This is a genomic window from Streptomyces sp. NPDC041205 (assembly GCF_055591765.1).
The window spans coordinates 175356-200835 of the sequence record NZ_JBVIZH010000002.1; the positions used below are offsets into that span (position 1 = coordinate 175356).

Here is a 25480-nt window from a genome sequence, read left to right on the forward strand (position 1 = left end):
CACACCACGGGACTGACAATTGGGGGCAGGGGGCGGGTGAAGGGGGCCGGGGCCCTGTGGGGCTTTCCCCAGTCCCGCCCCTTCCCGGACCCGGGGGCTGCGCCCCCGGGCCCCCGCTCATCGGCGCCTCGCGCCTCGTCCTCAAACGCCGGACGGGCTGAATACTCGCCGGGCGGGCCTGAGGGTGCCGGGCTGTTGGTCAACCTCGGAGAAAAGGCGGGTGGGTGGGAGAGAGCCCGTCCGGCGTTTGAGGACGAGCGCGCAGCGCGATCGGGGGCGCCACCGGCCTTGGGGTCACTCCACGCCGATGAGGAGCAGGGGCGCCTGGGGCCCGCCCCGGTACAACACCGTGTCTACGGCCAGGTGGCCGTCGCGTACGTGCTTCTCCAGGTACTCGGCGACCGCGTCGGACACCGCGTCCCCGAGAACGAGCGTCACCATCTCACCGCCCGCCGCCAGCATCCGGTCGAGCACGGCCGCCGCGGTGCGCGCGACCTCCGGGCCGATCACCGCCACGTCGCCGTCGATGAGGCCGAGCACGTCCCCGGCCTGGCAGATGCCCGCCGTCGTCCAGGACTGCCGCTCGGCGACGGCCAGTTCGGCGTACCGGGTCGCCCCGGCCGCCGAGGTCATCGCGACGACGTCCTCGTCGAACCGGCGGTCCGGCTCGTGCACGGCGAGCGCCGCGATGCCCTGGACGGCCGAGCGGGTGGGGATGAGGGCGACGCGTACGCCTTCGGAGCGGGCCTGTTCGGCGGCCGCCGCCGCGGTGTGGCGCAGCCCGGCATCGTTGGGCAGCACCACCACCTCGCGCGCGTGGGCGCGCCGGATCGCCTCCACGAGTTCCCCGCTGGCGGGCGGCTCCCCCGCGCGCGCGGGCACCGTGGTCGCCCCGGCCTCGGCGTACAGGGCGGCGAGGCCGTCCCCCGGTACGACGGCGACGATGCCGCGCTGCACGCGCTCCCTGGGCGGCTGCGTCCGTACGGTGTGGGCGTCACCGACGCCGAAGTGCGTGATCCGGATGCGGTACGGGCGGCCCGCCTCCACGCCCGCCTCGACAGCCGCGCCCGCGTCGTCCACGTGGACGTGGACGTTCCACAGGCCGTCGCCTCCGACGACCACGAGCGAGTCCCCGAGCCCGTCGAGCCGGACCCGCAACCGGTCCACGGCGGCGTCATCGGCCTCCAGGAGATAGATCACCTCGAAGGCGGGTCCCTGGCCTTCGGTGGTGAGATCGGCGCGACCGGCGGCCGGGAGGGAGTGGCCGGCGGCGGGAACGGAGCGGTCGGCGGCGGGAGCCGCGCACCCGGTGGCCGGAGGCCCGCACTCGGCGGCGGGGGCAGCCCTCTCGGCCGGTGCGGGGGCGGGGCTTCCGGGGGCGTCCGCTGGGCGTCCGGGTGGGTCTACGGCTCCTGCGGGTGGGGTGGCGGGCAGTCCGGCGGCATCCGCGGTGCCTCCGGGTGTGGCGCCGTGCCCTCCGGCCGCGCCGACGGCGCTCCCGGGCGGATGGGCGGACCCACGGGGCGAGCCAGCCGCACCACCGGCTCCGCCGACAGCACCTCCGTGTGAGCCCGGGGCACCTCCAGACAGGCCGGCACCCCCACGAGACGCCCCCACCACACCTCCGCCCCCGCCGACAGCGCCCCCACATGAGCCCGCGGCACCTCCCGGCAGGTCAGTGGTCCCATGAGGCCGTTCAGCCGCACCGCCGACTCCGCCAGCAGCACCTCCACGCGAGCCAGCGGCCCCTCCGGGCAGCCCGCCGACCCCACGAGACGACTCGGTCCCGCCGCCAGGCCCGCCAGCCGTCACTCCCGCCGAGGCCGCGGCACCTCCACGCGGGTCGGCGGACCCCCTGGAGCCCTCCGCGCCACCCCGCACGCCGCCCCCGCCGGCCTCCGGCCCCAGACCGGACACCAGCGCGCTGCCGCCCGACCAAGGCCGCACCGTCTCCCCCGACAGCGCCCCCACCAGCGCCCCCAGGACCGCGACCAGGCCGCGTCCGCCGGCGTCCACGACTCCCGCCCGGCCGAGTACCGCCAGTTGTCCGGGCGTCGCGTCCAGCGCCGCGCAGGCGCCGTCGTAGGCCGCGCGGGCCACCACCGCGCAGTCGGCCGGTGAGCGCGCGGCCTGCGCCGCGGCCGCCGCTGCCGCCCCCGCGACCGTCAGGACCGTGCCCTCCACGGGGTGTGCCACCGCCTGGTACGCGGACCGGGCCGCGCGCTCCAGCGCGAGGGCGAGGCGCGTCGCGTCGGCGTGATGAGCGTCACGTCGACGCTCGTCGCCGCCTCGCCTGTCCCCGCCCCGGGCGCCACGAAGGTCACTTATGTCTCGGCTGTCACGTGCGTCATGCCTGTCGCGTGCGTCACTGCTCTCACGCCGACCATGCGCGATGCCGCCGGCTTCGCCGTCACCCGGCCGCTCCGGACCCCGTGCCGACTCCGCGAGGACCTGCGCCATCCCGCGCAGCAGCTGGGCCAGGATCGTCCCGGAGTTGCCCCGGGCCCCGATCAGCGCGCCGTGGGCCATCGCGCGGACCACCTCGGCGAGCTGGGGCCTGGCCGGTTCCAGGCCCGTGAAGACCGCGTCGACGGCCTGGGAGGCCGATTCCATCGTCAAGTAGAGGTTGGTCCCGGTGTCCGCGTCCGCGACCGGATAGACGTTGATCGCGTCGATCTCCTCGCGGGCCTGTCCCAGCGCGTCCAGAGCGAGCACGCTCCACGCGCGGACTGCGACAGCGTCGAGGTTCTGCGGCAACGGTCGCCTCCTAGGAGCGTCGCGGGACGCCTCCGTCGTGCGTCACGGGATGGTGGGACGCAGCGTAGACCTGGGCCGGAGGAGGTCCGGGGGGTGGGGCCGGGGGCGAGACATGGTAGTTTCGTTGTACCGAAGCAGTCGTTGTATGCTGCTCCGGTTGCCCGATACGCATCGGGCCATTCCTCCTGGCAACGCCACTACGATCATTGCACTGATCCCGGCATGCCGGGTTTAACCGTAAGTGCATCTGAAGTCTTTGGAGTGACCCGTGGCTGCCAACTGCGACGTCTGCGGCAAGGGGCCGGGCTTCGGCAACAACATCTCGCACTCGCACCGCCGTACGCCCCGTCGCTGGAACCCGAACATCCAGCGCGTGCGTGCCGTGGTCGGCGGGACGCCGAAGCGCCTCAACGCCTGCACCTCGTGCATCAAGGCCGGCAAGGTCTCGCGCTGACGCATCTGCGCGGCCACCTAGCCGGTTGCTGAAAGCCGGTCCCCCTTCGGGAGGACCGGCTTTTCGTATGCCCGCGTGCGGGCGGCCCCCCAGAGGGCCGTACGAGGCGGAGGTCCACCCCGGAAACGCACTCTACGGAGACTCGGTCCGAGACCCCGTCCACGACGAAAGCCCCGCGCCCTCCCCAAGCCGCCAGGCGTGATCCACCGGGCCGATCCCGCCCCCGAGCGCGAACCCGGCCGCGATGGCCCCGGTGACGTACTCCTTGGCGGCCGTGACGGCATCCGGCACGGACCGCCCGCGGGCCAGGTGCGCGGCGATGGCGCTGGCGAGGGTGCAGCCGGTGCCGTGCGTGTGGCGGTTGTCGTGGCGCGGGGAGCGCAGCCAGTGCTCCTCGGAGCCGTCCGTCAGGAGGTCGACGGCGTCCCCGGCGAGATGGCCGCCCTTGATGACGACCCACGCGGGGCCGTACGCCAGGACGGCCGCGGCGGCGCGCCGCATGTCGCCCTCGGACCCGACGCGCACGCCGGTCAGTTGGGCGACCTCGTCGAGATTGGGGGTGGCGACGGCGGCGGCCGGGAGGAGCTTCGTACGGACGGAGTCGAGCGCGGAGGCGGCGAGCAGCGCGTCCCCGTGCTTGGAGACGCCGACCGGGTCGACGACGGCGGGGGCGTCCGTGGCGGAGATCAACTCGGCGACCGCCTCGACCAGTTCGGCGGAGGCCAGCATCCCCGTCTTGACGGCCTGGACGCCGATGTCGTCGACGACGCTGCGGTACTGCGCCCGCACCGCCTCCACGGGCAGCTCCCAAGCGCCCTGGACACCCAGGGAGTTCTGCGCCGTGACGGCCGTGACGACGCTCATGCCGTGCGTGCCGAGCGCGAGCATCGTCTTCAGGTCGGCCTGGATCCCGGCCCCGCCCCCGGAGTCGGAGCCCGCGACGGTGAGCACCCGGGGCGGCGCCGTACGGGCCGTACGGGGCGTGTGCGGTAGGCCCGCCGCGCTCACGAGTCGCCGCCGTTCTCCCCGAAGTGGTCCCAGCCCTTGCTGGTCCAGGGCGCGCCGTCGACCGTGACCTGCGGCTGCGCGGAGGGGTTGAGGACCTCGCCGATGACCTTCCAGCGGGCGGGCAGCTTCACGTCGGACGGGAACGTCGCCACGATCGCGTGGTCCTCGCCGCCGTTGAGCACCCACTGCAGCGGGTCGACGCCGACGGCCTGCCCGATGTCGTTCATCTGCGAGGGCACGTCGACGTCGCCGGACCGGATGTCGATGCGCACCTTGCTGGCCTCGGCGATGTGGCCGAGGTCGGCGATCAGGCCGTCGCTCACGTCCGTCATGGCGGTCGCGCCGAGCCCGGCGGCCGCGGGGCCCGCGTGGTAGGGCGGCTCGGGCCTGCGGTGGGCCTCCACGAAGGCGCGCGGCGAGCGGAAACCTCGGGAGAGCACCGCGTGCCCGGCGGCGGACCAGCCGAGCCAGCCGGTGACGGCGACGGCGTCGCCGGGCTGGGCGCCCGCGCGCGTGACGGGTTCGTGGTTGCGCAGGTCGCCGAGCGCGGTGATCGAGACGGTGATCGTGTCGCCGCGCACGACATCGCCGCCGACCACGGCCGCGCCCGCGACCTGGCACTCGTCGCGCAGGCCGTCCATGAGCTCGATGGGCCAGCTCGCGGGGAGTTCGGCGGGCACCACGAGGCCGAGCAGGATCGCCGTGGGCACGGCCCCCATGGCCGCGATGTCGGCGAGGTTCTGGGCGGCGGCCTTGCGGCCGACGTCGTAGGCCGTGGACCAGTCGCGGCGGAAGTGCCGGCCCTCCAGGAGGATGTCGGTGCTGGCCACGACCCTGCGGTCCGGGGCGGCCACGACCGCGGCGTCGTCGCCGGGGCCGAGGCGTACGGCCGGGGTGGAGGTGAGCCGCGAGGTGAGCTCCTTGATGAGCCCGAACTCGCCCAACTCGCCGACGGTGCCCTTCATGCGCGTGCTGCTCCTTCTGCCACGGTCGCCGCGGTCCGCTTGCGGTCGCGAGCCGTCCCTGTCGTCGGTACGGTCGACGGAGCCGTCAACCTGTGTTGTCCGTCCGCCGCGATGTGCGCGCCACAGCTCCCCCGGGTCTCCCCGTGGCGAGCGGCGACGCGGTACCGTGGCGTCCCTTCTCCCCACATGATCCTCGTGGCCGCCCTGGAGGTTCCGTGGTACAGGCGTACATCCTGATCCAGACCGAGGTCGGCAAGGCGTCGACCGTCGCCGAGCTGATCGGCAAGATCCCGGGAGTGATCCAGGCCGAGGACGTGACCGGTCCCTACGATGTCATCGTGCGCGCGCAGGCGGACACGGTCGACGAACTCGGCCGCATGGTGGTCGCCAAGGTCCAGCAGGTGGACGGCATCACCAGAACCCTGACCTGCCCGGTCGTGCACTTGTAGCCCCCGTCTACCCTGGCCCGGTGAACATCCCCCGTCTCCGGCGCCGCTGCCTCATGGGCGTGGCCGCTTGCGCAACGCTGATCGCGTCAACGGCCTGCTCATCAACGGACGACACAGCGTCGGTGGTGGTTCCGTCCCCGGCGGCGAAGGCCGCGGGGCTCTGCCGGGATCTGCGCGCGCAGCTCCCGAAGAAGGTCGACGGTCTCGAGCGCACCGACCCCGGACCGAAGTCGGAGTTGACCGCCGGGTGGGGAGACCCGGCGATCATACTGCGCTGCGGTGTGGAGCGGCCCCCCGAGATGTCCGATCCCGAGGTGGCCAAGTCGGACGGCGTGAAGGTCAACGGCGTGGCCTGGCTCCTGCAGAAGCGCGACGACGGCTCGTACGTCTTCACCACCGCGCTGCGCCTCGCCTACGTCGAGGTGACGCTGCCCAAGGAGCGGACAGGGGGCGGCCTCGGTCCGCTCACGGACTTCGCCGCCCCCATCAAGAAGACGATCCCCAAGGGCGTGGCCTAGCCACGCCCGGCCGGGCGCTAGCGCAGCCCGGTGGAGCGGTTCAGCGCCGCCTGGATGAGGCGGTCCACCAGCTCCGCGTAGCCGACGCCGCTCTTCTCCCACATCTGCGGGTACATGGAGATCGGCGTGAAGCCCGGCATCGTGTTGATCTCGTTGATGACGAACCGGCCGTCCTCGGTGAGGAAGAAGTCCGCGCGCACCAGGCCCTCGCAGGACGTCGCCTCGAAGGCCTCGACCGCGAGCCGCTGGACCTCGGCGGTCTCCTCGGGCGTCAGCGGGGCGGGCACGAGGCCGGGCGTCGAGTCGATGTACTTCGCCTCGAAGTCGTAGTAGTCGTGCGCCTGCACCGGCGGGATCTCGGCGGGCACGCTGGCGCGCGGTCCGTCCTCGAACTCCAGGACGCCGCACTCGATCTCGCGGCCGCGCAGCAGCGACTCCACGATGATCTTCGGGTCGTGCCGCTGGGCCTCCGCGATGGCCTCGTCGAGGCCTTCGAAGGAGTCGACCTTGGTGATGCCGATCGAGGAGCCCGCGCGCGCGGGCTTGATGAACAGCGGCCAGCCGTGCTCGCCCGCGAAGTCCGCGACGCGCTGCCGGGCGTTCTTCTCCTCGCGCTCCCACTCGCGGGGCCGGATCACCAGGTACGGGCCGACGGCCAGCCCGAAGGAGGTGAAGACCCGCTTCATGTACTCCTTGTCCTGACCGACGGCCGAGGCGAGCACGCCCGCGCCCACGTACGGCACACCGGACAGCTCCAGGAGCCCCTGGAGGGTGCCGTCCTCGCCGTACGGGCCGTGCAGCATCGGGAAGACCACGTCGACCTCGCCGAGCGCCTTGGGCACCGCGCCGGGCTCGCTGTAGACGACCTCGCGGTTGCCCGGGTCGACGGGCAGGATCACGCCGCCGCCGTCGGACTCGGCGAGCTCGGCGACGCTGGGGACCTTGCGGTCGGCGATGGCCATCCGGTCGGGGTCGTCCGCGGTCAGCGCCCAGCGCCCGTCCGTCGTGATGCCGATCGGCAGCACGTCGTACTTGGTCCGGTCGATGGCGCGCAGGACGGCACCGGCGGTGACGACGGAGATGCCGTGCTCCGAGCTGCGGCCGCCGAACACGACGGCCACACGCGGCTTGCGGGGGCTCTGGGGGAGGTTCTCGCTGCTCATATCGCGTTGAGCGTACCCGCTGGCCCCGGCGGAGTCAGTGTGCCGCCCGTGAGCAGGGGGTCAGCGACGCTCGGGCTTGGCGCTGCGCGACATCAGCTCCTTGAGGGCGACCAGCGGCGGCGTGCCCTCGTGCACGATGCCGACGACCGTCTCGGTGATCGGCATGTCGACGCCGTGCCTGCGGGCCAGATCGAGCACGGACTCGCAGGACTTGACGCCCTCCGCGGTCTGCTTGGTGACCGCGATGGTCTCCTGCAGGGTCATGCCCTTGCCGAGGTTGGTGCCGAAGGTGTGGTTGCGCGAGAGCGGCGAGGAGCAGGTGGCCACCAGGTCGCCGAGGCCCGCGAGCCCCGAGAACGTCAGCGGGTCGGCGCCCATGGCGAGGCCGAGCCGGGTGGTCTCGGCGAGCCCGCGCGTGATGAGCGAGCCCTTGGTGTTGTCGCCGAGCCCCATGCCGTCCGCGATGCCGACGGCGAGCCCGATGACGTTCTTCACGGCGCCGCCCAGCTCGCAGCCGACGACGTCGGTGTTCGTGTACGGCCGGAAGTACGGGGTGTGGCAGGCGGCCTGGAGGCGCTGCGCGACCGTTTCGTCGGTGCAGGCGACCACGGACGCGGCGGGCTGGCGGGCGGCGATCTCACGGGCCAGGTTGGGCCCGGTGACGACGGCGATCCGCTCGGCGGGTGCCTTGGTGACGTCCTCGATGACCTCGCTCATGCGCATGGCGGAGCCCAGCTCGACGCCCTTCATCAGCGAGACGAGCACCGTGTCGGGGGCGAGCAGCGGGGTCCAGGCGGCGAGGTTGCCGCGCAGCGTCTGCGAGGGCACGGCGAGCACGGTGAAGTCGGCGTCGGCCGCGGCGGCGGCCGGGTCGGTGGTGGCGGTCAGGTTCCGCGGCAGCTCGACGCCCGGCAGGTAGTCCGGGTTGGTGTGGGTGGAGTTGACCGCCTCGGCGAGTTCGGCGCGGCGGGCCCACAGGGTGACGTCGCAGCCGGCGTCGGCCAGGACCATCCCGAAGGCCGTCCCCCACGAGCCGGTTCCGAAGACGGCGGCCTTCAGGGATCGGGTCACTTGCTCTCCTCCGAACTGCCTTGCTCTGTACGGCCGCTGGCGGTGGAGCTCCCGTCGGCGGAGATCTCCTTGGCCTTGCGGCGCTGCGCGAGACGAACCTCACGCGGGTCGTAACGCTTCTGCGGGGCCCGCTCGCCGCGCAGCTCCTCCAGGAGCTCGGTGATGGCCGCCATGATGGCCTCGGTGGCCTCCTTCAGAAGGTCCGGTGTCATCTCCTTGTCGTAGAAGCGCGCCAGGTCCACCGGCTCGCCGGCGAGCACGTGGTGCGTCTTGCGGGGCAGCACGTCGGGCTTCTTCGCGTACGGCGGCAGCACCTCGTTGGCGCCCCACTGGGCCACCGGGATGACCGGGCACTTGGTCTGCAGGGCCACGCGCGCGACGCCCGTCTTGGCCGTCATGGGCCACAGGTCGGGGTCGCGGGTGAGGGTGCCCTCGGGGTAGAACGCCACGCATTCGCCGCGCTCGACGGCCTCGATGGCGGCCCGGAAGGCGCTCAGCGCGTTGGTGGTCTCGCGATAGACCGGGATCTGCCCGGTGCCCCGCATGAACGCCCCGACGAAGCCCTTCTTGAAGAGCCCGTGCTTGGCGAGGAAACGCGGGACCCGCCCGGTGTTGTACTGAAAGTGGGCGTACGCGAACGGGTCGAGATGGGAATTGTGGTTCACGGCGGTGATAAAACCGCCGTCGGCCGGAATGTTCTCCATTCCCCGCCAGTCCCGCTTGATCAGAACCAACAGCGGCGGTTTAGCGATGACCGCCGCCAAGCGGTACCAGAAGCCGATTCTGCGGCGGGACACTCGGACACCTTCCTCCATGAGCCTGGTCGGCCGCACAAGTGTCGCCCCAGGCTGCCGTCCTGTCGAGAACACCGTACGCCCACCCGTCCGCCCTCTCCCCGTCACGCCCCGCCTGGCCCGTGCGCGCCGGGCACCGGCCCGCCGCACCGGCGGCCGCCCCCGCACCCCACCTCCCGTCCGCCCCCTTCTCCCAGGTCACAATGGGCTCACGCGAAGGACGGAGCCGGGCGTGCAGTGGACCGTGGTGATACCGCTCAAGCCCCTGGAGCGGGCCAAGAGCCGTCTCGCGCCCGCCGCCGGGGACGGTCTGCGGCCCGCGCTCGCCCTCGCGTTCGCGCAGGACACGGTGGCCGCGACGGTGGCCTGCCCGTCGGTGCGGGATGTGGTGGTCGTCACGGACGACGTCCGCGCGGGCCGTGAACTGGCCGCGCTCGGCGCCCACGTCGTCCCCGACGCCCCGGGGGACGGCCTCAACGCCGCGCTGGCGCACGCGGCCCGCCAGGTCCGCTCCCGGCGCCCCGAAGCACCGGTGGCGGCCCTCAACGCCGATCTGCCCGCGCTGCGCCCCCGCGAATTGGCCCGCGTGCTCGACGCCGCCGCCCCATTCCCCCGCGCTTTCCTCCCGGACGCCGCGGGAATCGGCACGACACTGCTCACCGCGGGCCCCGGCACGGAATTGCACCCCCAATTCGGCGGGCCGTCACGGGCGCGCCACCGGGACTCGGGCGCGGTGGAACTCGGCGGGCGCACCGGGGCCACGGAGCCCGCGGTCACCGCCGGAGCCGTCGACGACATCGGGTACGCCGGTTCCGTGCGCCAGGACGTGGACACCGGCGACGACCTGCGGGCCGCGCTCGCCCTGGGCGTGGGCCCGCACACGGCGGCGGCCGCCGCCGGGCTGCTGATCCCGGACTGAGTACGCTGCCCCCATGCAGGCCACCGCGTACACGTACGACTCCGACACCCGCACCGGCAGCGTGCTCCTCGACGACGGCACCCCGGTGCCCTTCGACGCCCCGGCGTTCGACGCCGGCGGCCTGCGGCTGCTCCGGCCCGGCCAGCGCGTACGCATCGAGGTGACCGGAGAGGGCGAGGGGCGCCGGATCACGCTGGTGACGCTGCAGACGTTCTGAGGGGGCCGAGCGGGCCGCCGCCCGCGGGCCGACCGGTCTCGGCGGCGCCCCCGTCCCCGGAACCCCCGGGCACGCCACTCCCCCAAGCCCCTGAACACGCCCCCGAACACGCCGCGGGCCGGGCTCCCCCTAGGGAGCCCGGCCCGGCGCGTGAGTGCCCTCTGCCCTTACTTCTTGCGGGCGGTGGCCTTCTTGGCGGTGGTCTTGCGCGCCGTGGACTTCTTGGCGGGCGCCTTCTTCGCCGTGGCCTTCTTGGCGGGCGCCTTCTTGGCGGCGGCCTTCTTGGCGGTGGTCTTCTTCGCCGTGGCGGCCTTGGCCGTCTTCTTGGCCGTGGTCTTCTTGGCCGTGGCCGTCTTCGCCGCCTTCTTGGCGGTGGTGGCCTTCTTGGCCGTCGCCGTCTTCTTGGCGGTGGTGGCCTTCTTGGCGGCGGTGGTCTTCTTCGCCGTCGTCTTCTTGGCCGTGGCCTTCTTGGCGGTGGCCTTCTTGGTGGCCGCCTTGGCGGTGGTCTTGGTGCCGCCCGAAAGGCTGCCCTTGGGCGCCTTCTTGACCGCCACGTCGTTCTTCGGGAGCTTCTTCGAGCCGCTCACCAGGTCCTTGAAGCCCTGGCCCGCACGGAAGCGGGGCACCGAGGTCTTCTTGACCCGAACGCGCTCCCCGGTCTGCGGGTTGCGGGCGTACCGGGCCGGGCGGTCGACCTTCTCGAACGAGCCGAAGCCGGTGACCGAAACACGGTCTCCACTGACAACGGCACGGACGATGGCGTCCAGAACCGCGTCCACGGCGTCGGCGGCCTGCTGACGGCCACCAACCTTGTCGGCAATCGCTTCTACGAGCTGCGCCTTGTTCACGTCTTCCCCTTCGGAGACATTGCCTGAGCGAATGCGCCAGGCTTTTTCGCACGTTAGGCAGATATATACCGCAAATCAAACACGAAACGGGCTAATCACCCTTGTGCCGCAACGACCTGGGCTCTCGAGGAGTTCCTCGAAGGCCCGTTGAGGCCCGTCGGGACCCAGCAGGCCCGTTGAGGCCTGCCGCTCAGTCGTCTTCAGGGATTCGGCCCTCGTCGCCGTCGTCGAGGTACGCCATCAACCGCTCCAGACGCCTTGCCGCATCGGCGAGATCGTGTTTGGCCGCGGCCGTAATGACCAGCAGCTTCCGGGTCAGCGCCATCCGTACGCCCTCCGGGACTTGCAGTGCGCGCACTCGGGAGTGCGCTTCCTTCAACTGGTCCGCCACGAGTCCGTAGAGCTCGAGTTGGTCGTCGCGTCCCATGCACCGATTGTGCCATCTGGGGCGAGTTGTCGCCTCCGCAGGGGGTAACTACCCTCCTCCGGCGCCCATCTGAGGATAACCGCATCCCTGGGGTGCAAGTGGATTTCCGGCCTCTTCTGCCCTTCAGATCAAGGCAGTTGAGACCACCCGTTCAGGTCATCGGGGGGCATACGGGGGCCGGACACAGATGTACCCCCAACCGTCCACGATTGGGGGTACATCGGGTGCCGGGGCACCGTCGGGCAACTCGCGAAGGCGCGCTGGGCCGCCCGGGGGACGCGCGTCAGACGGCCTGCACGGTGCGCGGCTTGTGCGCGGGGCGGCGGGACTCGTAGACCGCGATGTCCTGCTCGTTCTGGAGGGTGATGCTGATGTCGTCCAGGCCGTTCAGGAGCCGCCAGCGGGCGTTCTCGTCCAGCTCGAAGGAGGCGCTGACGCCGGGGGCGCGGACTTGGCGTTCGTGCAGGTCGACGGTGATCTCGACGGTCGGGTCCGCCTCCGTCAGGGCCCACAGCTCGTCCACGGCCGACTGCTCCAGAACCACCGTGAGCAGGCCGTTCTTGAGCGAGTTCCCACGGAAGATGTCGGCGAAGCGGGACGAGATGACGGCCTTGAAGCCGTAGTTCTGCAGCGCCCAGACGGCGTGCTCGCGGGAGGATCCGGTGCCGAAGTCGGGTCCGGCGACCAGGACCGTGGCGCCCCGCCGCTCCGGTTTGTTGAGCACGAAGTCGGCGTCCTTGCGCCAGGCCTCGAAGAGCCCGTCCTCGAACCCGTCCCTGGTGACCTTCTTCAGCCAGTGGGCGGGGATGATCTGGTCGGTGTCGACGTTGCTGCGGCGCAGCGGCACGGCCCGGCCGGTGTGTGTGGTGAAGGCTTCCATGGCTGATCAGACTCCGGCGGTCGTGGGGGCGTCGGCGAGGTCGGCGGGCGAGGCCAGGTGGCCGGTGACCGCGGTGGCGGCGGCGACCTGCGGCGACACCAGATGGGTGCGTCCACCCTTGCCCTGGCGGCCCTCGAAGTTGCGGTTGGACGTGGACGCGGAGCGCTCGCCGGGGGCGAGTTGGTCGGGGTTCATGCCCAGGCACATCGAGCAGCCCGCGTGCCGCCATTCGGCGCCCGCCGCCGTGAACACCTTGTCGAGGCCCTCCTCGACGGCCTGCAGGGCGACCCGCACCGAGCCGGGCACGACCAGCATCCGTACGCCGTCGGCGACTTTGCGCCCGTCGAGGACGGCGGCGGCCGATCGGAGGTCTTCGATACGGCCGTTGGTGCAGGAGCCTACGAAGACGGTGTCCACCTTGATGTCCCGCAGCCGCTGCCCGGCGCTCAACCCCATGTACTCCAGGGCCTTTTCGGCGGCGAGCCGCTCCGAGGCGTCTTCGTACGAAGCCGGGTCGGGGACGTGTCCCGACAGGGGCAGGCCCTGGCCCGGGTTGGTGCCCCAGGTGACGAACGGCGACAGCTCGGCGGCGTCGATGTAGACCTCGGCGTCGAAGACGGCGTCGTCGTCGGTGCGCAGCGTCCGCCAGTACGCGACGGCCTCGTCCCAGTCGGCGCCCTGCGGGGCGTGGGGGCGGTCCTTGATGTACGCGAAGGTCGTCTCGTCGGGGGCGATCATGCCCGCGCGGGCGCCGGCCTCGATGGACATGTTGCAGATGGTCATGCGGGCCTCCATCGAGAGCTTCTCGATGGCCGCGCCGCGGTACTCCAGGATGTAGCCCTGGCCGCCGCCGGTGCCGATCCGGGCGATGATGGCGAGGATCAGGTCCTTGGCGGTGACGCCGTCGGGCAGTTCGCCGTCGATGGTGATGGCCATGGTCTTCGGGCGGGCCAGCGGCAGCGTCTGGGTCGCGAGCACGTGCTCGACCTGGGAGGTGCCGATGCCGAAGGCCAGCGCGCCGAAAGCGCCGTGCGTGGAGGTGTGGGAGTCGCCGCAGACCACCGTGGTGCCGGGCTGGGTCAGTCCCAGCTGCGGTCCCACTACGTGGACGACACCCTGCTCGACGTCGCCCAGCGGGTGCAGCCGGACGCCGAACTCGGCGCAGTTCTTGCGCAGCGTCTCCAGTTGGGCGCGGGAGACGGGGTCGGCGATGGGCTTGTCGATGTCGAGGGTCGGGGTGTTGTGGTCCTCGGTGGCGATGGTGAGATCGAGGCGCCGCACCTGGCGCCCGGCCTGCCGGAGGCCGTCGAACGCCTGCGGGCTTGTCACCTCGTGCAGCAGGTGCAGATCGATGAAGAGGAGGTCGGGCTCGCCTTCGGCGCGCCGGACGACGTGGTCGTCCCAGACCTTCTCCGCGAGAGTCCTACCCATCGCTTTCCCTCCGACCGGCGTCGTGCGCCGGCCCAACTAGAGAATCGGTTCGCCGACGCCGTACCCCTCGTGACTGCGTGCCGGACGCCGGCCGCGAATCCGTTGGTCTGCGGACCGCTCCTACAGAGTGGCGGGTTCCCGGATTTTTTGAACTTGCGTTTCACAGAGTGAGACGCGAGTATCGTTGCATGGACAACTCTAGCGGCGTAGGCGTTCTCGACAAGGCTGCCCTTGTCCTGAGCGCCCTGGAGTCCGGTCCCGCCACCCTTGCCGGGTTGGTCGCGGCCACCGGGCTCGCACGACCCACGGCCCATCGTCTGGCCGTGGCCCTGGAACACCACCGGATGGTGGCGCGAGACATGCAGGGCCGTTTCATTCTGGGCCCGCGCCTGGCCGAGCTGGCCGCGGCGGCGGGCGAGGACCGGCTGCTCGCGACGGCCGGTCCGGTGCTCACGCATCTGCGGGACGTGACGGGCGAGAGCGCGCAGTTGTATCGCCGCCAGGGCGACATGCGGATCTGCGTGGCCGCCGCCGAGCGCCTCTCGGGCCTTCGGGACACGGTGCCGGTCGGTTCGACGCTCACGATGAAGGCGGGCTCGTCGGCGCAGATCCTGATGGCCTGGGAGGAGCCGGAGCGGCTGCACCGGGGCCTGCAGGGAGCGCGGTTCACGGCGACGGCCTTGTCGGGTGTGCGCCGCCGGGGCTGGGCGCAGTCGATCGGTGAGCGGGAGCCGGGGGTGGCGTCGGTGTCGGCGCCGGTGCGCGGGCCTTCGAACCGGGTGGTGGCGGCCGTCTCGGTCTCCGGGCCGATCGAGCGGCTGACGCGGCACCCGGGCCGGATGCACGCCCAGGCCGTCATCGACGCGGCCGGCCGTCTCTCCGAGGCACTGCGCCGCACCAGCTGACGCAGCCACCCCTCATCTCCGGCCCGCGGCTCCAACGCCGCAGCGGCGGGCGGGAGTTGGGGGGTGTCGTACATCCCCACACGAAACACGAAGAAGCCCTCCCCGACCGGGGAGGGCTTCCTCTTCGCGTACCCCCGACCGGATTCGAACCGGCGCTACCGCCTTGAGAGGGCGGCGTGCTAGGCCGCTACACAACGGGGGCTTGCTCGTACTGCTGATACTGCGCTGGGCTACCAGGACTCGAACCTAGAACAAAGGAACCAGAAACCTTCGTGTTGCCAATTACACCATAGCCCACTAGTGGTCTAAACCAGACCACAGTACCCCCGACCGGATTCGAACCGGCGCTACCGCCTTGAGAGGGCGGCGTGCTAGGCCGCTACACAACGGGGGCCCTAGCGATCCTGCATTGAAGTCAGTGGGTGCGACCCGAACTGTCCTCACGGGAAGGATCTGTACCCCCGACCGGATTCGAACCGGCGCTACTGCCTTGAGAGGGCAGCGTGCTAGGCCGCTACACAACGGGGGCTTTGCGGATCGTGATCCGCGGTTGCAGATGAGCTCTGCGAGCTGGCCTACCAGGACTCGAACCTAGACTAACGGAACCAGAAACCGTCGTGCTGCCAATTACACCATAGGCCATCAAAGCGCAACCCCCTGCGGGGGCTTTGTTTGACTTGCGCTTCCCGGCCGGACCTCTCGGCCCTCTCGGGCGGCGCAGGAAGAACATTACCCGAAGGTGGACGGCGCTCCAAAACGGGTATCGGCCAGCAACAGCGCGGGCAGCTCGGCGAGGCCGCCGATGCGGTGGATGCCCGACGGGCCTTCCTGGGCCGAGCCGTTGCGGTCGAGCCAGATCCCGAGCAGGCCCGCGTCACGGGCGCCGCGGGCGTCGATCTCCGGCTGGTCGCCGACGTAGGCGATGTCCGCGGGCGCGAGGTCGAGCTCCGCGCACACGGCGTGGAACGCCTCCGCCGCGGGCTTGGAAACGCCCAGGTCAGCGGCGCACAGCAGGGCCTCGAAGCGGTCGCGCACGCCGAGGGTGCGGAGCTTGTGGTCCTGCACGAAGTGGGCGGAGTTGGACAGGACCGCGTGCCGGTAACGGTCGGCGAGGGCGTCCAGGGTCGGCAGGGCGTCCGGGAAGAGGGTCCAGGCGGCTTCGTAGTGCGCGCGGTAGCGAGCGAACCAGGCGTCGGCCTCGGTGTCGTCGAGCGCGGCGCCCACGAAGTCGCGCACGCGGTCGCGGCGCTGCGTCTCGAAGTCGACCTCACCGGCCCCGAAGCGGGCCCAGTGGCGCTCGGTGGTCTCCTTCCACAGCGCGAGAGCGTCCTCGGCGGTCCCGTATCCGGACAGGAGGCCCTCGGCGACGAGGTGGGCGCGTATGCCCTCGGTGTCGGCGTGCGCGTAGTCGAAGATCGTGTCGTCGATGTCCCAGACAATGGCTTTGATCGTCATGAGGCCGACGGTAAGCCGCGCGGGCTCTTTCGGCTGGGGGTTCGGGGGTTATCCCCCGAAGAACGCAGTGTCGATGTCCCAGACAATGGCTTTGATCGGCACAGCGTTGATCGTCATGCTCCGAACGTACGCGAAGGGCCCGGGAGCCATGGTGGCTTCCGGGCCCTTCGTACGGGACGTACCTGCGCGGTTACGCGGTGAGCTTGGCCAGGGCCGCGTCGACGCGGGCCAGTGCCGTCTCCTTGCCCAGGATCTCCAGGGACTCGAAGAGCGGCAGGCCGATCGTGCGGCCGGTGACGGCGACGCGGACCGGGGCCTGCGCCTTGCCGAGCTTCAGGCCGTGCGCCTCGCCGGCGGCGAGGACGGCCTCCTTGAGGGACTCCGCCGAGGTCCAGTCGGCCGCGTCCAGCTTCTCGCGGGCCGTACGGAGCAGGGCGTCGCTGCCCTCCTTCATCGCCTTCGTCCAGGACGCCTCGTCGAAGACCGGCTCCGGCAGGAACAGGAAGTCGACGTTGTCCGTGATCTCGGAGAGGACCTTGATGCGGGTCTGGGCGTGCGGGGCGATCGCGTCCCACTTCTCCTGGTCGAAGGCGTCCGGCGCCCAGGGGGCGAAGGGGGCCTTGAGCCAGGGGGCGCAGGCCTCGGCGAAGGCCTTCACGTCGAGCATCCGGATGTGGTCGGCGTTGATCGCCTCGGCCTTCTTCAGGTCGAAGCGGGCCGGGTTGGCGTTCACGTCCGCGAGGTCGAACTTCGCGACCATGTCGGGGATCGTGAAGACGTCCTGGTCGGCGGAGAACGACCAGCCGAGGAGGGACAGGTAGTTCAGCAGGCCCTCGGGCAGGAAGCCGCGCTCGCGGTACAGGTTCAGGGACGCCTGCGGGTCGCGCTTGGAGAGCTTCTTGTTGCCCTCGCCCATCACGTACGGCAGGTGGCCGAACTCGGGGATGCCCTGGGCGATGCCCAGCTCGATCAGCGCCTTGTAGAGGGCGATCTGGCGCGGGGTCGAGGACAGCAGGTCCTCGCCGCGCAGCACGTGGGTGATCTCCATCAGGGCGTCGTCGACCGGGTTGACCAGCGTGTACAGCGGAGCGCCGTTGGCGCGCACGATGCCGTAGTCGGTGACGTTCTCGGCCTGGACGGTGATCTCGCCGCGCACCAGGTCGGTGAAGGTGGTGGCCTCGTCGGGCATCCGGAAGCGCACGATGTGGCTGCGGCCCTCGGCCTCGTACGCCTGCTTCTGCGCGTCGGTGAGGTCGCGGCAGTGGCCGTCGTAGCCCGACGGCTTGCCGGCGGCGCGGGCGGCCTCGCGGCGGGCGTCCAGCTCCTCGGTGGTGCAGTAGCAGGGGTAGGCGTAGCCGCCGTCGAGGAGCTTGGCCGCGACGTCCCGGTAGATGTCCATGCGCTGCGACTGCCGGTACGGCGCGTGCGGGCCGCCGATCTCGGGGCCCTCGTCCCAGTCGAAGCCCAGCCAGCGCATGGAGTCCAGGAGCTGCTCGTACGACTCCTCGGAGTCCCGGGCGGCGTCCGTGTCCTCGATGCGGAAGACCAGGGTGCCCTCGTTGTGCCGGGCGTAGGCCCAGTTGAACAGGGCGGTGCGGACCAGACCCACGTGCGGGTTGCCGGTCGGGGAGGGACAGAAACGTACGCGTACATTCGTCGCGTTAGCCACGCTTGATCACCTTGTTGGTGAGAGTGCCGATGCCTTCGATGGTGACGGCGACCTCGTCGCCGACGTTGAGGGGGCCGACCCCTGCCGGGGTGCCCGTGAGGACGACGTCGCCGGGGAGCAGCGTCATGGCCTCGGTGATGTGGACGATGAGGTCCTCGATGGGACGGATCATGTCCGCGGTGCGGCCCAGCTGGCGCTGCTCGCCGTTGACCGTGCACTGCACGGTCAGGTCGGCGGCGCGGGCCAGGTCGATGTCGGTCTCCACCCAGGGGCCGAGCGGGCAGGAGGTGTCGAAGCCCTTGGCGCGCGACCACTGGTTCTCGCGCTTCTGCACGTCCCGCGCGGTGACGTCGTTGGCGCAGGTGTAGCCGAGGATGACGTCGGCGACGCGCTCGCGCGGCACCTCGCGGCACATCCGGCCGATGACCACGGCCAGCTCGGCCTCGTAGTGCACTTCCTGCGAGAACGAGGGGTACTCGACGGGGTCGCCGGGGCCGCACACGGAGGTGGACGGCTTGAAGAAGGCGACCGGGGTGTCCGGGATCTCGTTGCCGAGTTCCCGGGCGTGGTCCGCGTAGTTGCGGCCGATGCCCACGATCTTGTTGGGCAGTACCGGCGGGAGCAGGCGGACCTTGTTCAGCGGGACCTTCGTGCCGGAGAGCTCGAAGTCGGCGAACGGGATGCCCTTGATGATGTCGAGGACGAGCTCGTCGGGGGCGTCGCCCTCGACCGCGCCGAAGGCGACATTGCCGTCGATGGAGAACCTGGCGATGCGCAACGGGGCCCCTTGCGTCTGGGTGGAGTGTGACGCGTCGAGTCTATGGGGCTTCGCCGCTGTCCTCTTTATCCACCGCCGTGCGGCTCGCCACCCGGGGCGCCGAGCGGTCGGCTACTGCGGCACGTCCATGAGGGTGGTGCGCTTCGGGTTGGCCGTCTGGGCCGGCAGTTCCGTGGTGTGTTCCGGCTGCTCCGTCGCGGCCTGCACCTCGTCGGCGTCCTTGAGGTGCGCGAGGGTGGTGCGGCGCGGGTTGGCTATGTTGCGGAACATCAACGTGGACTTCATCTGCCGTTTCGACCCTGTCGGTTGGGGCGCCGCTCGGTGGACGCCGGTTGTCGGTTTCGCCATCCCTGTAAAGCGTCAGGCTAAACATGCAATTCCCGACCAAAGTCCAGAAGAGGCCATGATCTTCATGTGAGTTTGCTCACTTAGTAGTGGGCAAAAGGGGCAATTCCGGCTCGCGGTCCAACCATTGAAAACGGACATTGCCCGCCTGAAGCGCCCATTCCGCTCCTGATCATGAAGACTGGGACACCCGTCGCGCCCGACGTTCTTGTACTGGAAAGTCCGTTATGGGCGACTTCACTTTCTACGTCTCGTAACGCGCCAATCACGTGGTGTCACGGAGTTCGCTGGCTGACCCACGGGCCTTGTTGGAGATCCTGCACTGTGCTGGAATTCCCGGGACCGCCGCGGGATCGAACCGGCGCACAGGGGCGCAACGCAGCGCCGAGTGGCGGCGGGAAGGGGGAGAGCAGCGCCGGTCTCACGACCACCAAGGGGTGCCTGGCGCCCCGAGACGCCGACACCGTCCCGCCGTCCACGCGGCAGGACGCCTGGTCCAGAGGTTGCGACGCTAGTGCAGGGACGTTTCAAGAGGGATGGCAAGGGGTCTCCCCAGGCCGGTCGCGGCCGAGGGGATGCTTCGGCGGAGCCGGAGCGCGGCGGAAGTGACCGCGGCTCCTCGGCCCAGCACGCCCAGAACCTCGGACAGGTGCAGTCCGGTGACGGCGGTGCGGGCGCTTCCGGCCCGGCCGCGGGCGGAGCGCTGCCGAAGGGATCCAAGACACCCCCGGGTCCCGGCCCGCGAATAGCCCTGCGCAACTGGCGCATCTCCACACGTCTGGTCTCGCTCCTCGCGCTCCCCGTCATCGCCGCGACCTCGCTGGGCGCGCTGCGTATCAACTCGTCCCTCGACGAGATCGAGCAGCTCGACAACATGAAGCTGCTGACCGACATGACCAAGCAGGCCACCGACCTGGCCGTGGCTCTCCAGGAGGAGCGCGACCAGTCGGCGGGCCCCCTCGCGCACGGCGCGAAGGACTCGGACTTCGCCGTCAAGGGCACCCGGGTCAAGACGGACCGCGCCTACCGCACCTTCCTGCGCGGCACCCAGCAGCTGGAAGACAGCGACAACGACAAGGGTCTGCTCGGCGTCCGCCAGAGCACCATCCAGATCACCCGGCAGCTGCAGAAGATCAACGAAGTGCGCCGCAACGCGTACTCCGACGACAAGTCCTTCTCGCAGACGGTCGACGCCTACAGCCAGCTCATCGAGCAGCTCCTGAAGCTCTCCCAGGACATGGCGCAGGCGACCAGCAACCCGGACATGATCCAGCGCACCCGTGCGCTGTCCGCGTTCTCCTCCGCCAAGGAGTACGCCTCCGTGCAGCGCGCCATCATCGCGGCCGCGCTGCCCGCGAACAACCGCGAGTTCGGCAAGCTCTCCGAGACCGACCGCCGCTACGCCTTCTCCGCCCTGGACAAGGAGGGCTCGGAGCTCCAGTCCTTCAACCGGATCTACACCGGTGACCGCGAGAAGCTCCTCAAGCCCATCAGCGAGGGCAACTCCGCCATCCAGGCCGCCAACTCCTACGCCAAGCGCGTGCTTGAGCAGGAGGGCGGCATCAAGCTCCGCGGCAAGCGCTCCTACAAGGACTGGGTGGACGCAGACTCCACCAAGATCTCGGAGATGTCGAAGATCGAGCTGACGCTGCTCGACGAGATGGAGCAGAAGGCCCGGTCGCTCAGGAACGAGTCCGAGCAGCAGGCCATCCTCAACGGTGCCCTCATCCTGCTCGTGCTCGGCGTCTCGCTCGTCGGCGCCTTCGTCGTGGCCCGGTCCATGATCCGCTCTCTTCGCCGGCTCCAGGACACCGCCACCAAGGTCGCCCAGGACCGCCTGCCCGAGCTGGTCAAGCAGCTCTCCGAGTCCGACCCGCAGGACGTCGACACGTCCGTGGAGTCGGTCGGTGTGCACTCCCGGGACGAGATCGGCCAGGTGGCCGCGGCCTTCGACGACGTGCACCGCGAGGCCGTCCGCCTCGCCGCCGAGCAGGCCCTCCTGCGGGGCAACGTCAACGCGATGTTCACCAACCTCTCGCGCCGCTCCCAGGGCCTCATCCAGCGCCAGCTCTCGCTCATCTCCGAGCTGGAGTCCCGCGAGGCCGACCCGGACCAGCTGTCCTCGCTGTTCAAGCTCGACCACCTCGCGACCCGCATGCGCCGTAACGGCGAGAACCTCCTCGTCCTCGCCGGTGAGGAGCCGGGCCGCCGCTGGACCCGGCCCGTGCCCCTCGTCGACGTGCTCCGCGCCGCCGCCTCCGAGGTGGAGCAGTACGAGCGCATCGAGCTGTCCGCCGTGCCCTCGACCGAGGTCGCGGGACGCGTCGTCAACGACCTCGTGCACCTGCTCGCCGAGCTGCTCGAGAACGCCACCTCGTTCTCCTCGCCTCAGACCAAGGTCAAGGTGACCGGTCACGCGCTGCCCGACGGCCGCGTGCTCATCGAGATCCACGACACCGGCATCGGCCTCTCCCCCGAGGACCTCGCCGCGATCAACGAGCGGCTCGCCTCGCCGCCCACCGTGGACGTCTCCGTCTCCCGCCGCATGGGTCTGTTCGTGGTCGGCCGCCTCTCGCAGCGCCACGGCATCCGCATCCAGCTGCGCCCCTCCGACTCCGGTGGTACGACCGCGCTGGTCATGCTGCCCGTCGATGTCGCCCAGGGCGGCAAGAAGGTCCCGAGCAAGGCGGGCGCGCCCGCCCCGACCGGCGGTCCGGCCGCGGCCCAGGCGGCCGCGGGTGCCGCCGCCGCCCGGCGCGGCGGTGGCGTGGCGGCCGGTCTCGGCGGCGCCGCACGCGCCCGTGGCGGCCAGGTCGGCCCCGGCGCGAGTGCGCAGCGCGGCCAGGTGTCCTCCGGCCCGGGACCGCGCGCGGCACTGCCCGCACGCGGCGGCAACCAGGGTCCGTCGGCCGGGTCCCCGGTGGCCCCGGGCGGTCTCGCGGGGGCCGGTGCGTCCGGGCCCGGCGGGGGTGCCGGTCCGGGTGGTCCCGCGGGGCTCGCCGGTCCTTCGGCGCCGAACGGCCCCTCCGGCGCGCAGCGTCCACAGGCACCGCAGCTGCCGCAGACCCCGCAGGGCGGCCGGAGCGGCTTCTCCCAGGGCAGCCGCCCCGGTGGTGCGGGCATGGCCCAGCCTCCGGTGCCCCAGCAGCGTACGAACGACGCGGGCGGCGAGCAGGGCCGTCGGCCGCAGCTGCCGCCGCGGCCGGGCTCCGGTCAGCGCGGCAACGCCCCGCGCGCTGAGCTGCCGGGCGGCAACCCGCAGCCCCGTACGCCCAGTTGGAGCGACGAGAACGCGCAGCCGCAGGTCTCCCGGGAGCCGTTCGACGCCCCCCGCGGCCACGAGGAGCCCGAGTCCACCGGTCAGTTCGCGGTCCCCGCGGGCCTCGACGACCGCCAGGGCCCCGGCTCCACCGCGCAGTTCGACCGCCCCGACTTCGACGGCCCGCCCCCGGGCACGTCAGGGCAGAACGGCGCCGCCCAGGCCCCGGACGGGCAGGGCACCGGCGAGTTCATGCGCTCCGACGTCTTCGGCGGCCCCGCCCAGGGTGCCCCGCAGGGCGGCCAGACCCCGCACGGCACCGGTGAGTTCTCCGTGCCGCGTCCGCCCGCGCCGCGCCGCGGCCAGGGTCCGGGCGAGGGCCAGCGCGGCGATCGCCAGGACGCCCCGCAGCAGCCCCAGGGTCAGCAGCCGCCCGCCCCGCAGCGCCCGCAGGCCCAGTTGCCGCAGGCTCCGCAGCAGTCGGCTCCACAGCAGCAGGCCCCGCAGCAGTCCGAGCCGGAGGCCCTGCCGCCCGCGTCCGGACCGCTGGACGGCCGTACGCCGCTGTACGACACGCTGGAGACCAACTGGTTCTCCCAGCAGGCCCAGGAGCAGGCCGAGCAGGAGCGCCAGGCTCAGGAAGAGCGCCAGGCCCAGGCTCAGCAGCAGGCCGAGCAGAACCGCCAGGCCGAGCAGCGCCACCCGGGGCTCCCGCAGCGCCCGCAGCCGCGCCGCTCCCAGCAGCCGCAGGCCCCGCAGCGCGGCAACGGCTCCGAGCCCGGACACCGCCCGGAGCCGGTCCGCCGTCCCGACGCCGGTGCCGCCCAGCAGCCGCTTCCGCAGCGCGAGCAGCAGTTGCCGCAGCGCCCGGCGCCCGACCAGGGCCGCGCGGGTGGCCTCGGCACTCCCCCGCTGCCCCAGCGTCCGGGCGGCTCCCCGACCACGGCTCCGACCGCGGGCAACGGCAACACGAGCAGCACCACCGGCAACACCAGCAACACCGCTTGGCGTACATCGCCGAACGACGAACTCGGCCGCCAGGCCGAGCGCGTCCGGCAGCCCTCCGCGGGCGGCGTCACCACTTCCGGGCTGCCGCGCCGGGTGCCACGGGCGAACCTCGTGGCAGGCACCGCACAGCAGGCTCAGGAAGGCGCGGGACCGCAGGTCTCCCGTGCGCCCGACGACGTGCGCGGCCGGCTGACCAATCTCCGTAGGGGCATCCAGCAGGGTCGCCAGGCCGGTACCGGCCAGACCGGCAGTTTCCCCACTCACCAGCAGGAGCGTTAGTTGAGTCCGATGAGCCAGGCGGCACAGAACCTGAACTGGTTGATCACCAACTTCGTGGACAACACCCCCGGGGTGTCCCACACGGTCGTGGTCTCCGCCGACGGCCTGCTTCTCGCGATGTCCGAGGGCTTTCCGCGCGACCGCGCCGACCAGCTCGCGGCCGTCGCCTCCGGCCTGACCTCCCTCACCGCCGGGGCCTCCCGGATCTTCGAGGGCGGCGCGGTCACGCAGACCGTGGTGGAGATGGAGCGCGGCTTCCTGTTCATCATGTCCGTCTCCGACGGTTCGTCACTCGCCGTTCTCGCGCACCCCGAGTGCGACATCGGCCTCGTCGGCTACGAGATGGCCCTCCTCGTCGACCGTGCGGGCACCGTCCTCACCCCGGACCTGCGCGCCGAACTCCAGGGCAGCCTGCTCCACTAGGCCGCCCCCACGGCCCGCCCGCCCTCGCCCGGCCGCCCCACCGTCCGAGCGAGCCGACCGAACGTACCGACCACCGTCCGGCCGCCAGTCATGCCCCCACCCGGCTCTGTCAGACGGAACGCAGACAACTGCTGTCCCGCCCGGAGGATCCATGAACCCGCCCACCGCCTCTCACGACCCGTACGGCGCAGCCCATGCCGGGTACGGCGAGGGCGACCAGCCGCTGGTGCGTCCGTACGCGATGACCGGCGGCCGGACCCGGCCCCGCTACCAGCTCGCGATAGAGGCGCTGGTGAGCACCACGGCCGACCCGGCCCAGCTGATGGGGCTGCTCCCCGAGCACCAGCGGATCTGCCACCTGTGCCGTGAGGTCAAGTCGGTGGCCGAGGTCTCCGCGCTGCTCTCGATGCCGCTCGGTGTGGCCCGCATCCTCGTCGCCGACCTGGCCGAGGCCGGGCTCGTCGCCATCCACCAGCCCGGCGGCGACGAGAACGCCGGCGGCCAGCCCGACGTGACACTGCTCGAAAGGGTGCTCAGTGGACTTCGCAAGCTCTAACGGGGGCGGCTTCGCGGGCTCCGACGCCGGTGCCGGCCGGTCCACCACGTCCGCCAAGATCGTGGTGGCGGGCGGCTTCGGCGTCGGCAAGACCACGTTCGTGGGCGCGGTCTCGGAGATCAACCCGCTGCGCACCGAGGCCGTGATGACGTCCGCGTCCGCGGGCATCGACGACCTCACCCACACCGGGGACAAGACCACCACGACGGTGGCGATGGATTTCGGCCGCATCACGCTCGACCAGGACCTGATCCTCTACCTGTTCGGCACGCCCGGCCAGGACCGCTTCTGGTTCATGTGGGACGACCTGGTGCGCGGCGCGATCGGTGCCGTCGTCCTGGTCGACACGAGGCGGCTCGCCGACTGCTTCCCCGCCGTCGACTACTTCGAGAACTCCGGGCTGCCGTTCGTCATCGCCCTCAACGGCTTCGACGGCCACCAGCCGTACACCCCCGACGAAGTGCGCGAAGCACTGCAGATCGGACCGGGCACTCCCATCATCACCACCGATGCCCGGCACCGTGCGGACGCAAAGAGTGGCCTGATCACACTGGTTGAGCACGCACTGATGGCACGTCTCAAGTAGGCGGGGGCATACGGAAGTTGCCGTAGAGCACACGGAACGATCTGTGTCCTTTGACACGGACGGCTGCCGTGTTCATAACGTTTCGACAGAGAATTGCGCCGACCCCGCCACACATCGCGGTCGGCTGGTCTCGCTGTGCTCACATGGGCCCCGCCTTTTGGCGGGGCTCGCTCTTTATGACCGATTTATCTGAGGCTTACACCACTCGGAACTGTTCTTTCCTACTGTTTGGAAGAGCACTGCCTGACGTGCTGGAATGCGCTGAACTGCCCAGTAGCACGGGCCTTTGGAGACGACAGCGGCACCAGCGCGGGAG

At 71.4% G+C, this 25480-nt stretch carries 24 protein-coding genes and 5 tRNA genes; 10 read left to right on the forward strand and 19 right to left on the reverse strand.

Annotated elements, in window-relative coordinates; genetic code table 11:
• Window positions 1-294 precede the first annotated feature (294 nt).
• Entirely contained in the window at window positions 295-2757 is a 2463-nt protein-coding gene (locus ACZ6BG_RS07755; protein WP_468998328.1) for a DAK2 domain-containing protein, read from the reverse strand.
• Between the two features lie 268 nt (window positions 2758-3025).
• Between ACZ6BG_RS07755 and rpmB the strand changes: the two genes are divergently transcribed.
• Entirely contained in the window at window positions 3026-3211 is a 186-nt protein-coding gene (gene rpmB / locus ACZ6BG_RS07760) for a 50S ribosomal protein L28 (protein WP_030195073.1), read from the forward strand.
• 132 nt (window positions 3212-3343) lie between these two features.
• Here the strand turns inward: rpmB and thiD are convergent, their stop codons facing one another.
• A complete protein-coding gene (thiD, locus tag ACZ6BG_RS07765) occupies window positions 3344-4219 on the reverse strand; it encodes a bifunctional hydroxymethylpyrimidine kinase/phosphomethylpyrimidine kinase (protein WP_468998332.1) in 876 nt (291 codons plus the stop codon).
• On the reverse strand, window positions 4216-5184 hold the full coding sequence (locus ACZ6BG_RS07770; RefSeq protein ID WP_468451986.1) for a thiamine-phosphate kinase: 969 nt from the start codon (window positions 5182-5184) through the stop codon (window positions 4216-4218). The genes thiD and ACZ6BG_RS07770 overlap by 4 nt, the downstream gene beginning before the upstream one ends.
• A 215-nt stretch (window positions 5185-5399) precedes the next feature.
• Here ACZ6BG_RS07770 and ACZ6BG_RS07775 point away from each other — a divergent pair, with 215 nt between their 5' ends.
• Together ACZ6BG_RS07775 and ACZ6BG_RS07780 are read left to right on the forward strand one after the other, a co-directional pair.
• Window positions 5400-5633, forward strand: coding sequence for an Lrp/AsnC family transcriptional regulator (locus tag ACZ6BG_RS07775; RefSeq protein WP_016642988.1), 234 nt, complete (start codon window positions 5400-5402; stop codon window positions 5631-5633).
• Window positions 5634-5653: 20 nt separating this feature from the next.
• The gene (locus ACZ6BG_RS07780; protein WP_468451988.1) at window positions 5654-6151 is read left to right on the forward strand and encodes a DUF3515 domain-containing protein; all 498 of its coding nucleotides are present in this window, start codon (window positions 5654-5656) and stop codon (window positions 6149-6151) included.
• A gap of 17 nt (window positions 6152-6168) precedes the next feature.
• On the opposite strand, the gene ACZ6BG_RS07785 is transcribed toward ACZ6BG_RS07780, so the two are convergent.
• Genes ACZ6BG_RS07785 through ACZ6BG_RS07795 form a run of 3 tightly spaced genes read right to left on the reverse strand, consistent with a single transcriptional unit; the run spans window position 6169 to window position 9182 of the window.
• Window positions 6169-7314, reverse strand: a complete 1146-nt coding sequence (locus ACZ6BG_RS07785; RefSeq protein WP_468998338.1) for a D-alanine--D-alanine ligase family protein — start codon at window positions 7312-7314, stop codon at window positions 6169-6171.
• Window positions 7315-7374: 60 nt separating this feature from the next.
• Window positions 7375-8385: an NAD(P)H-dependent glycerol-3-phosphate dehydrogenase gene (locus ACZ6BG_RS07790; protein WP_468451992.1), complete on the reverse strand. Its 1011-nt coding sequence runs from the start codon at window positions 8383-8385 to the stop codon at window positions 7375-7377.
• Window positions 8382-9182: a lysophospholipid acyltransferase family protein gene (locus ACZ6BG_RS07795; protein WP_468998341.1), complete on the reverse strand. Its 801-nt coding sequence runs from the start codon at window positions 9180-9182 to the stop codon at window positions 8382-8384. Before ACZ6BG_RS07795 ends, ACZ6BG_RS07790 begins: the two co-directional genes overlap by 4 nt.
• 229 nt (window positions 9183-9411) lie before the next feature.
• Here ACZ6BG_RS07795 and cofC point away from each other — a divergent pair, with 229 nt between their 5' ends.
• Window positions 9412-10098: a 2-phospho-L-lactate guanylyltransferase gene (gene cofC / locus ACZ6BG_RS07800; RefSeq protein ID WP_468998345.1), complete on the forward strand. Its 687-nt coding sequence runs from the start codon at window positions 9412-9414 to the stop codon at window positions 10096-10098.
• A 13-nt stretch (window positions 10099-10111) separates the two neighbouring features.
• Complete coding sequence (locus ACZ6BG_RS07805) at window positions 10112-10315, forward strand: hypothetical protein (RefSeq protein ID WP_030361939.1); 204 nt, start codon at window positions 10112-10114, stop codon at window positions 10313-10315.
• 167 nt (window positions 10316-10482) lie between these two features.
• Here ACZ6BG_RS07805 and ACZ6BG_RS07810 read toward each other — a convergent pair whose 3' ends face one another.
• The 4 genes from ACZ6BG_RS07810 to leuC form a co-directional block, all read right to left on the reverse strand.
• Window positions 10483-11163, reverse strand: a complete 681-nt coding sequence (locus ACZ6BG_RS07810) for an HU family DNA-binding protein (protein ID WP_468451998.1) — start codon at window positions 11161-11163, stop codon at window positions 10483-10485.
• Between the two features lie 190 nt (window positions 11164-11353).
• Window positions 11354-11590, reverse strand: coding sequence for an SCO5555 family protein (locus ACZ6BG_RS07815; protein ID WP_030361937.1), 237 nt, complete (start codon window positions 11588-11590; stop codon window positions 11354-11356).
• Between the two features lie 283 nt (window positions 11591-11873).
• Window positions 11874-12470 carry a 3-isopropylmalate dehydratase small subunit gene (leuD, locus tag ACZ6BG_RS07820; RefSeq protein ID WP_468998352.1) on the reverse strand — a complete coding sequence of 199 codons (597 nt, stop codon included), beginning with the start codon at window positions 12468-12470 and terminating at the stop codon, window positions 11874-11876.
• Window positions 12471-12476: 6 nt separating this feature from the next.
• A complete protein-coding gene (gene leuC / locus ACZ6BG_RS07825; RefSeq protein WP_468452003.1) occupies window positions 12477-13901 on the reverse strand; it encodes a 3-isopropylmalate dehydratase large subunit in 1425 nt (474 codons plus the stop codon).
• A gap of 188 nt (window positions 13902-14089) precedes the next feature.
• Here leuC and ndgR point away from each other — a divergent pair, with 188 nt between their 5' ends.
• Window positions 14090-14806, forward strand: a complete 717-nt coding sequence (gene ndgR / locus ACZ6BG_RS07830; RefSeq protein ID WP_030361934.1) for an IclR family transcriptional regulator NdgR — start codon at window positions 14090-14092, stop codon at window positions 14804-14806.
• 129 nt (window positions 14807-14935) lie between these two features.
• On the opposite strand, the gene ACZ6BG_RS07835 is transcribed toward ndgR, so the two are convergent.
• From ACZ6BG_RS07835 to ACZ6BG_RS07875, 9 genes are all read right to left on the reverse strand, one after another.
• Window positions 14936-15008: transfer RNA gene (locus ACZ6BG_RS07835), tRNA-Glu, on the reverse strand.
• Window positions 15009-15031: 23 nt separating this feature from the next.
• Window positions 15032-15103 (reverse strand) — tRNA-Gln (locus ACZ6BG_RS07840).
• 24 nt (window positions 15104-15127) lie between these two features.
• A tRNA-Glu gene (locus tag ACZ6BG_RS07845) sits at window positions 15128-15200 on the reverse strand.
• A gap of 62 nt (window positions 15201-15262) precedes the next feature.
• Window positions 15263-15335: transfer RNA gene (locus tag ACZ6BG_RS07850), tRNA-Glu, on the reverse strand.
• Between the two features lie 41 nt (window positions 15336-15376).
• A tRNA-Gln gene (locus ACZ6BG_RS07855) sits at window positions 15377-15448 on the reverse strand.
• 87 nt (window positions 15449-15535) lie between these two features.
• Window positions 15536-16261: an HAD family hydrolase gene (locus tag ACZ6BG_RS07860; protein WP_468998356.1), complete on the reverse strand. Its 726-nt coding sequence runs from the start codon at window positions 16259-16261 to the stop codon at window positions 15536-15538.
• Window positions 16262-16451: 190 nt separating this feature from the next.
• Window positions 16452-17930: a glutamate--tRNA ligase gene (gltX, locus tag ACZ6BG_RS07865; protein WP_468998358.1), complete on the reverse strand. Its 1479-nt coding sequence runs from the start codon at window positions 17928-17930 to the stop codon at window positions 16452-16454.
• Complete coding sequence (locus tag ACZ6BG_RS07870) at window positions 17923-18708, reverse strand: fumarylacetoacetate hydrolase family protein (RefSeq protein ID WP_468452009.1); 786 nt, start codon at window positions 18706-18708, stop codon at window positions 17923-17925. Before ACZ6BG_RS07870 ends, gltX begins: the two co-directional genes overlap by 8 nt.
• Before the next feature lie 111 nt (window positions 18709-18819).
• Entirely contained in the window at window positions 18820-18978 is a 159-nt protein-coding gene (locus ACZ6BG_RS07875) for a hypothetical protein (protein ID WP_468482028.1), read from the reverse strand.
• Window positions 18979-19567: 589 nt separating this feature from the next.
• On the opposite strand from ACZ6BG_RS07875, the gene ACZ6BG_RS07880 reads away from it, so the two are divergent.
• The 4 genes from ACZ6BG_RS07880 to ACZ6BG_RS07895 all read left to right on the forward strand — a co-directional run bounded on the left by ACZ6BG_RS07880 (window position 19568) and on the right by ACZ6BG_RS07895 (window position 25164).
• Window positions 19568-23599, forward strand: a complete 4032-nt coding sequence (locus tag ACZ6BG_RS07880) for a sensor histidine kinase (protein ID WP_468998362.1) — start codon at window positions 19568-19570, stop codon at window positions 23597-23599.
• Window positions 23600-23608: 9 nt separating this feature from the next.
• On the forward strand, window positions 23609-24022 hold the full coding sequence (locus ACZ6BG_RS07885) for a roadblock/LC7 domain-containing protein (RefSeq protein WP_030361929.1): 414 nt from the start codon (window positions 23609-23611) through the stop codon (window positions 24020-24022).
• Window positions 24023-24173: 151 nt separating this feature from the next.
• The gene (locus tag ACZ6BG_RS07890; protein WP_190119845.1) at window positions 24174-24578 is read left to right on the forward strand and encodes a DUF742 domain-containing protein; all 405 of its coding nucleotides are present in this window, start codon (window positions 24174-24176) and stop codon (window positions 24576-24578) included.
• The gene (locus ACZ6BG_RS07895) at window positions 24559-25164 is read left to right on the forward strand and encodes a GTP-binding protein (protein WP_190119844.1); all 606 of its coding nucleotides are present in this window, start codon (window positions 24559-24561) and stop codon (window positions 25162-25164) included. The genes ACZ6BG_RS07890 and ACZ6BG_RS07895 overlap by 20 nt, the downstream gene beginning before the upstream one ends.
• The last annotated feature ends 316 nt before the right edge of the window (window positions 25165-25480 follow it).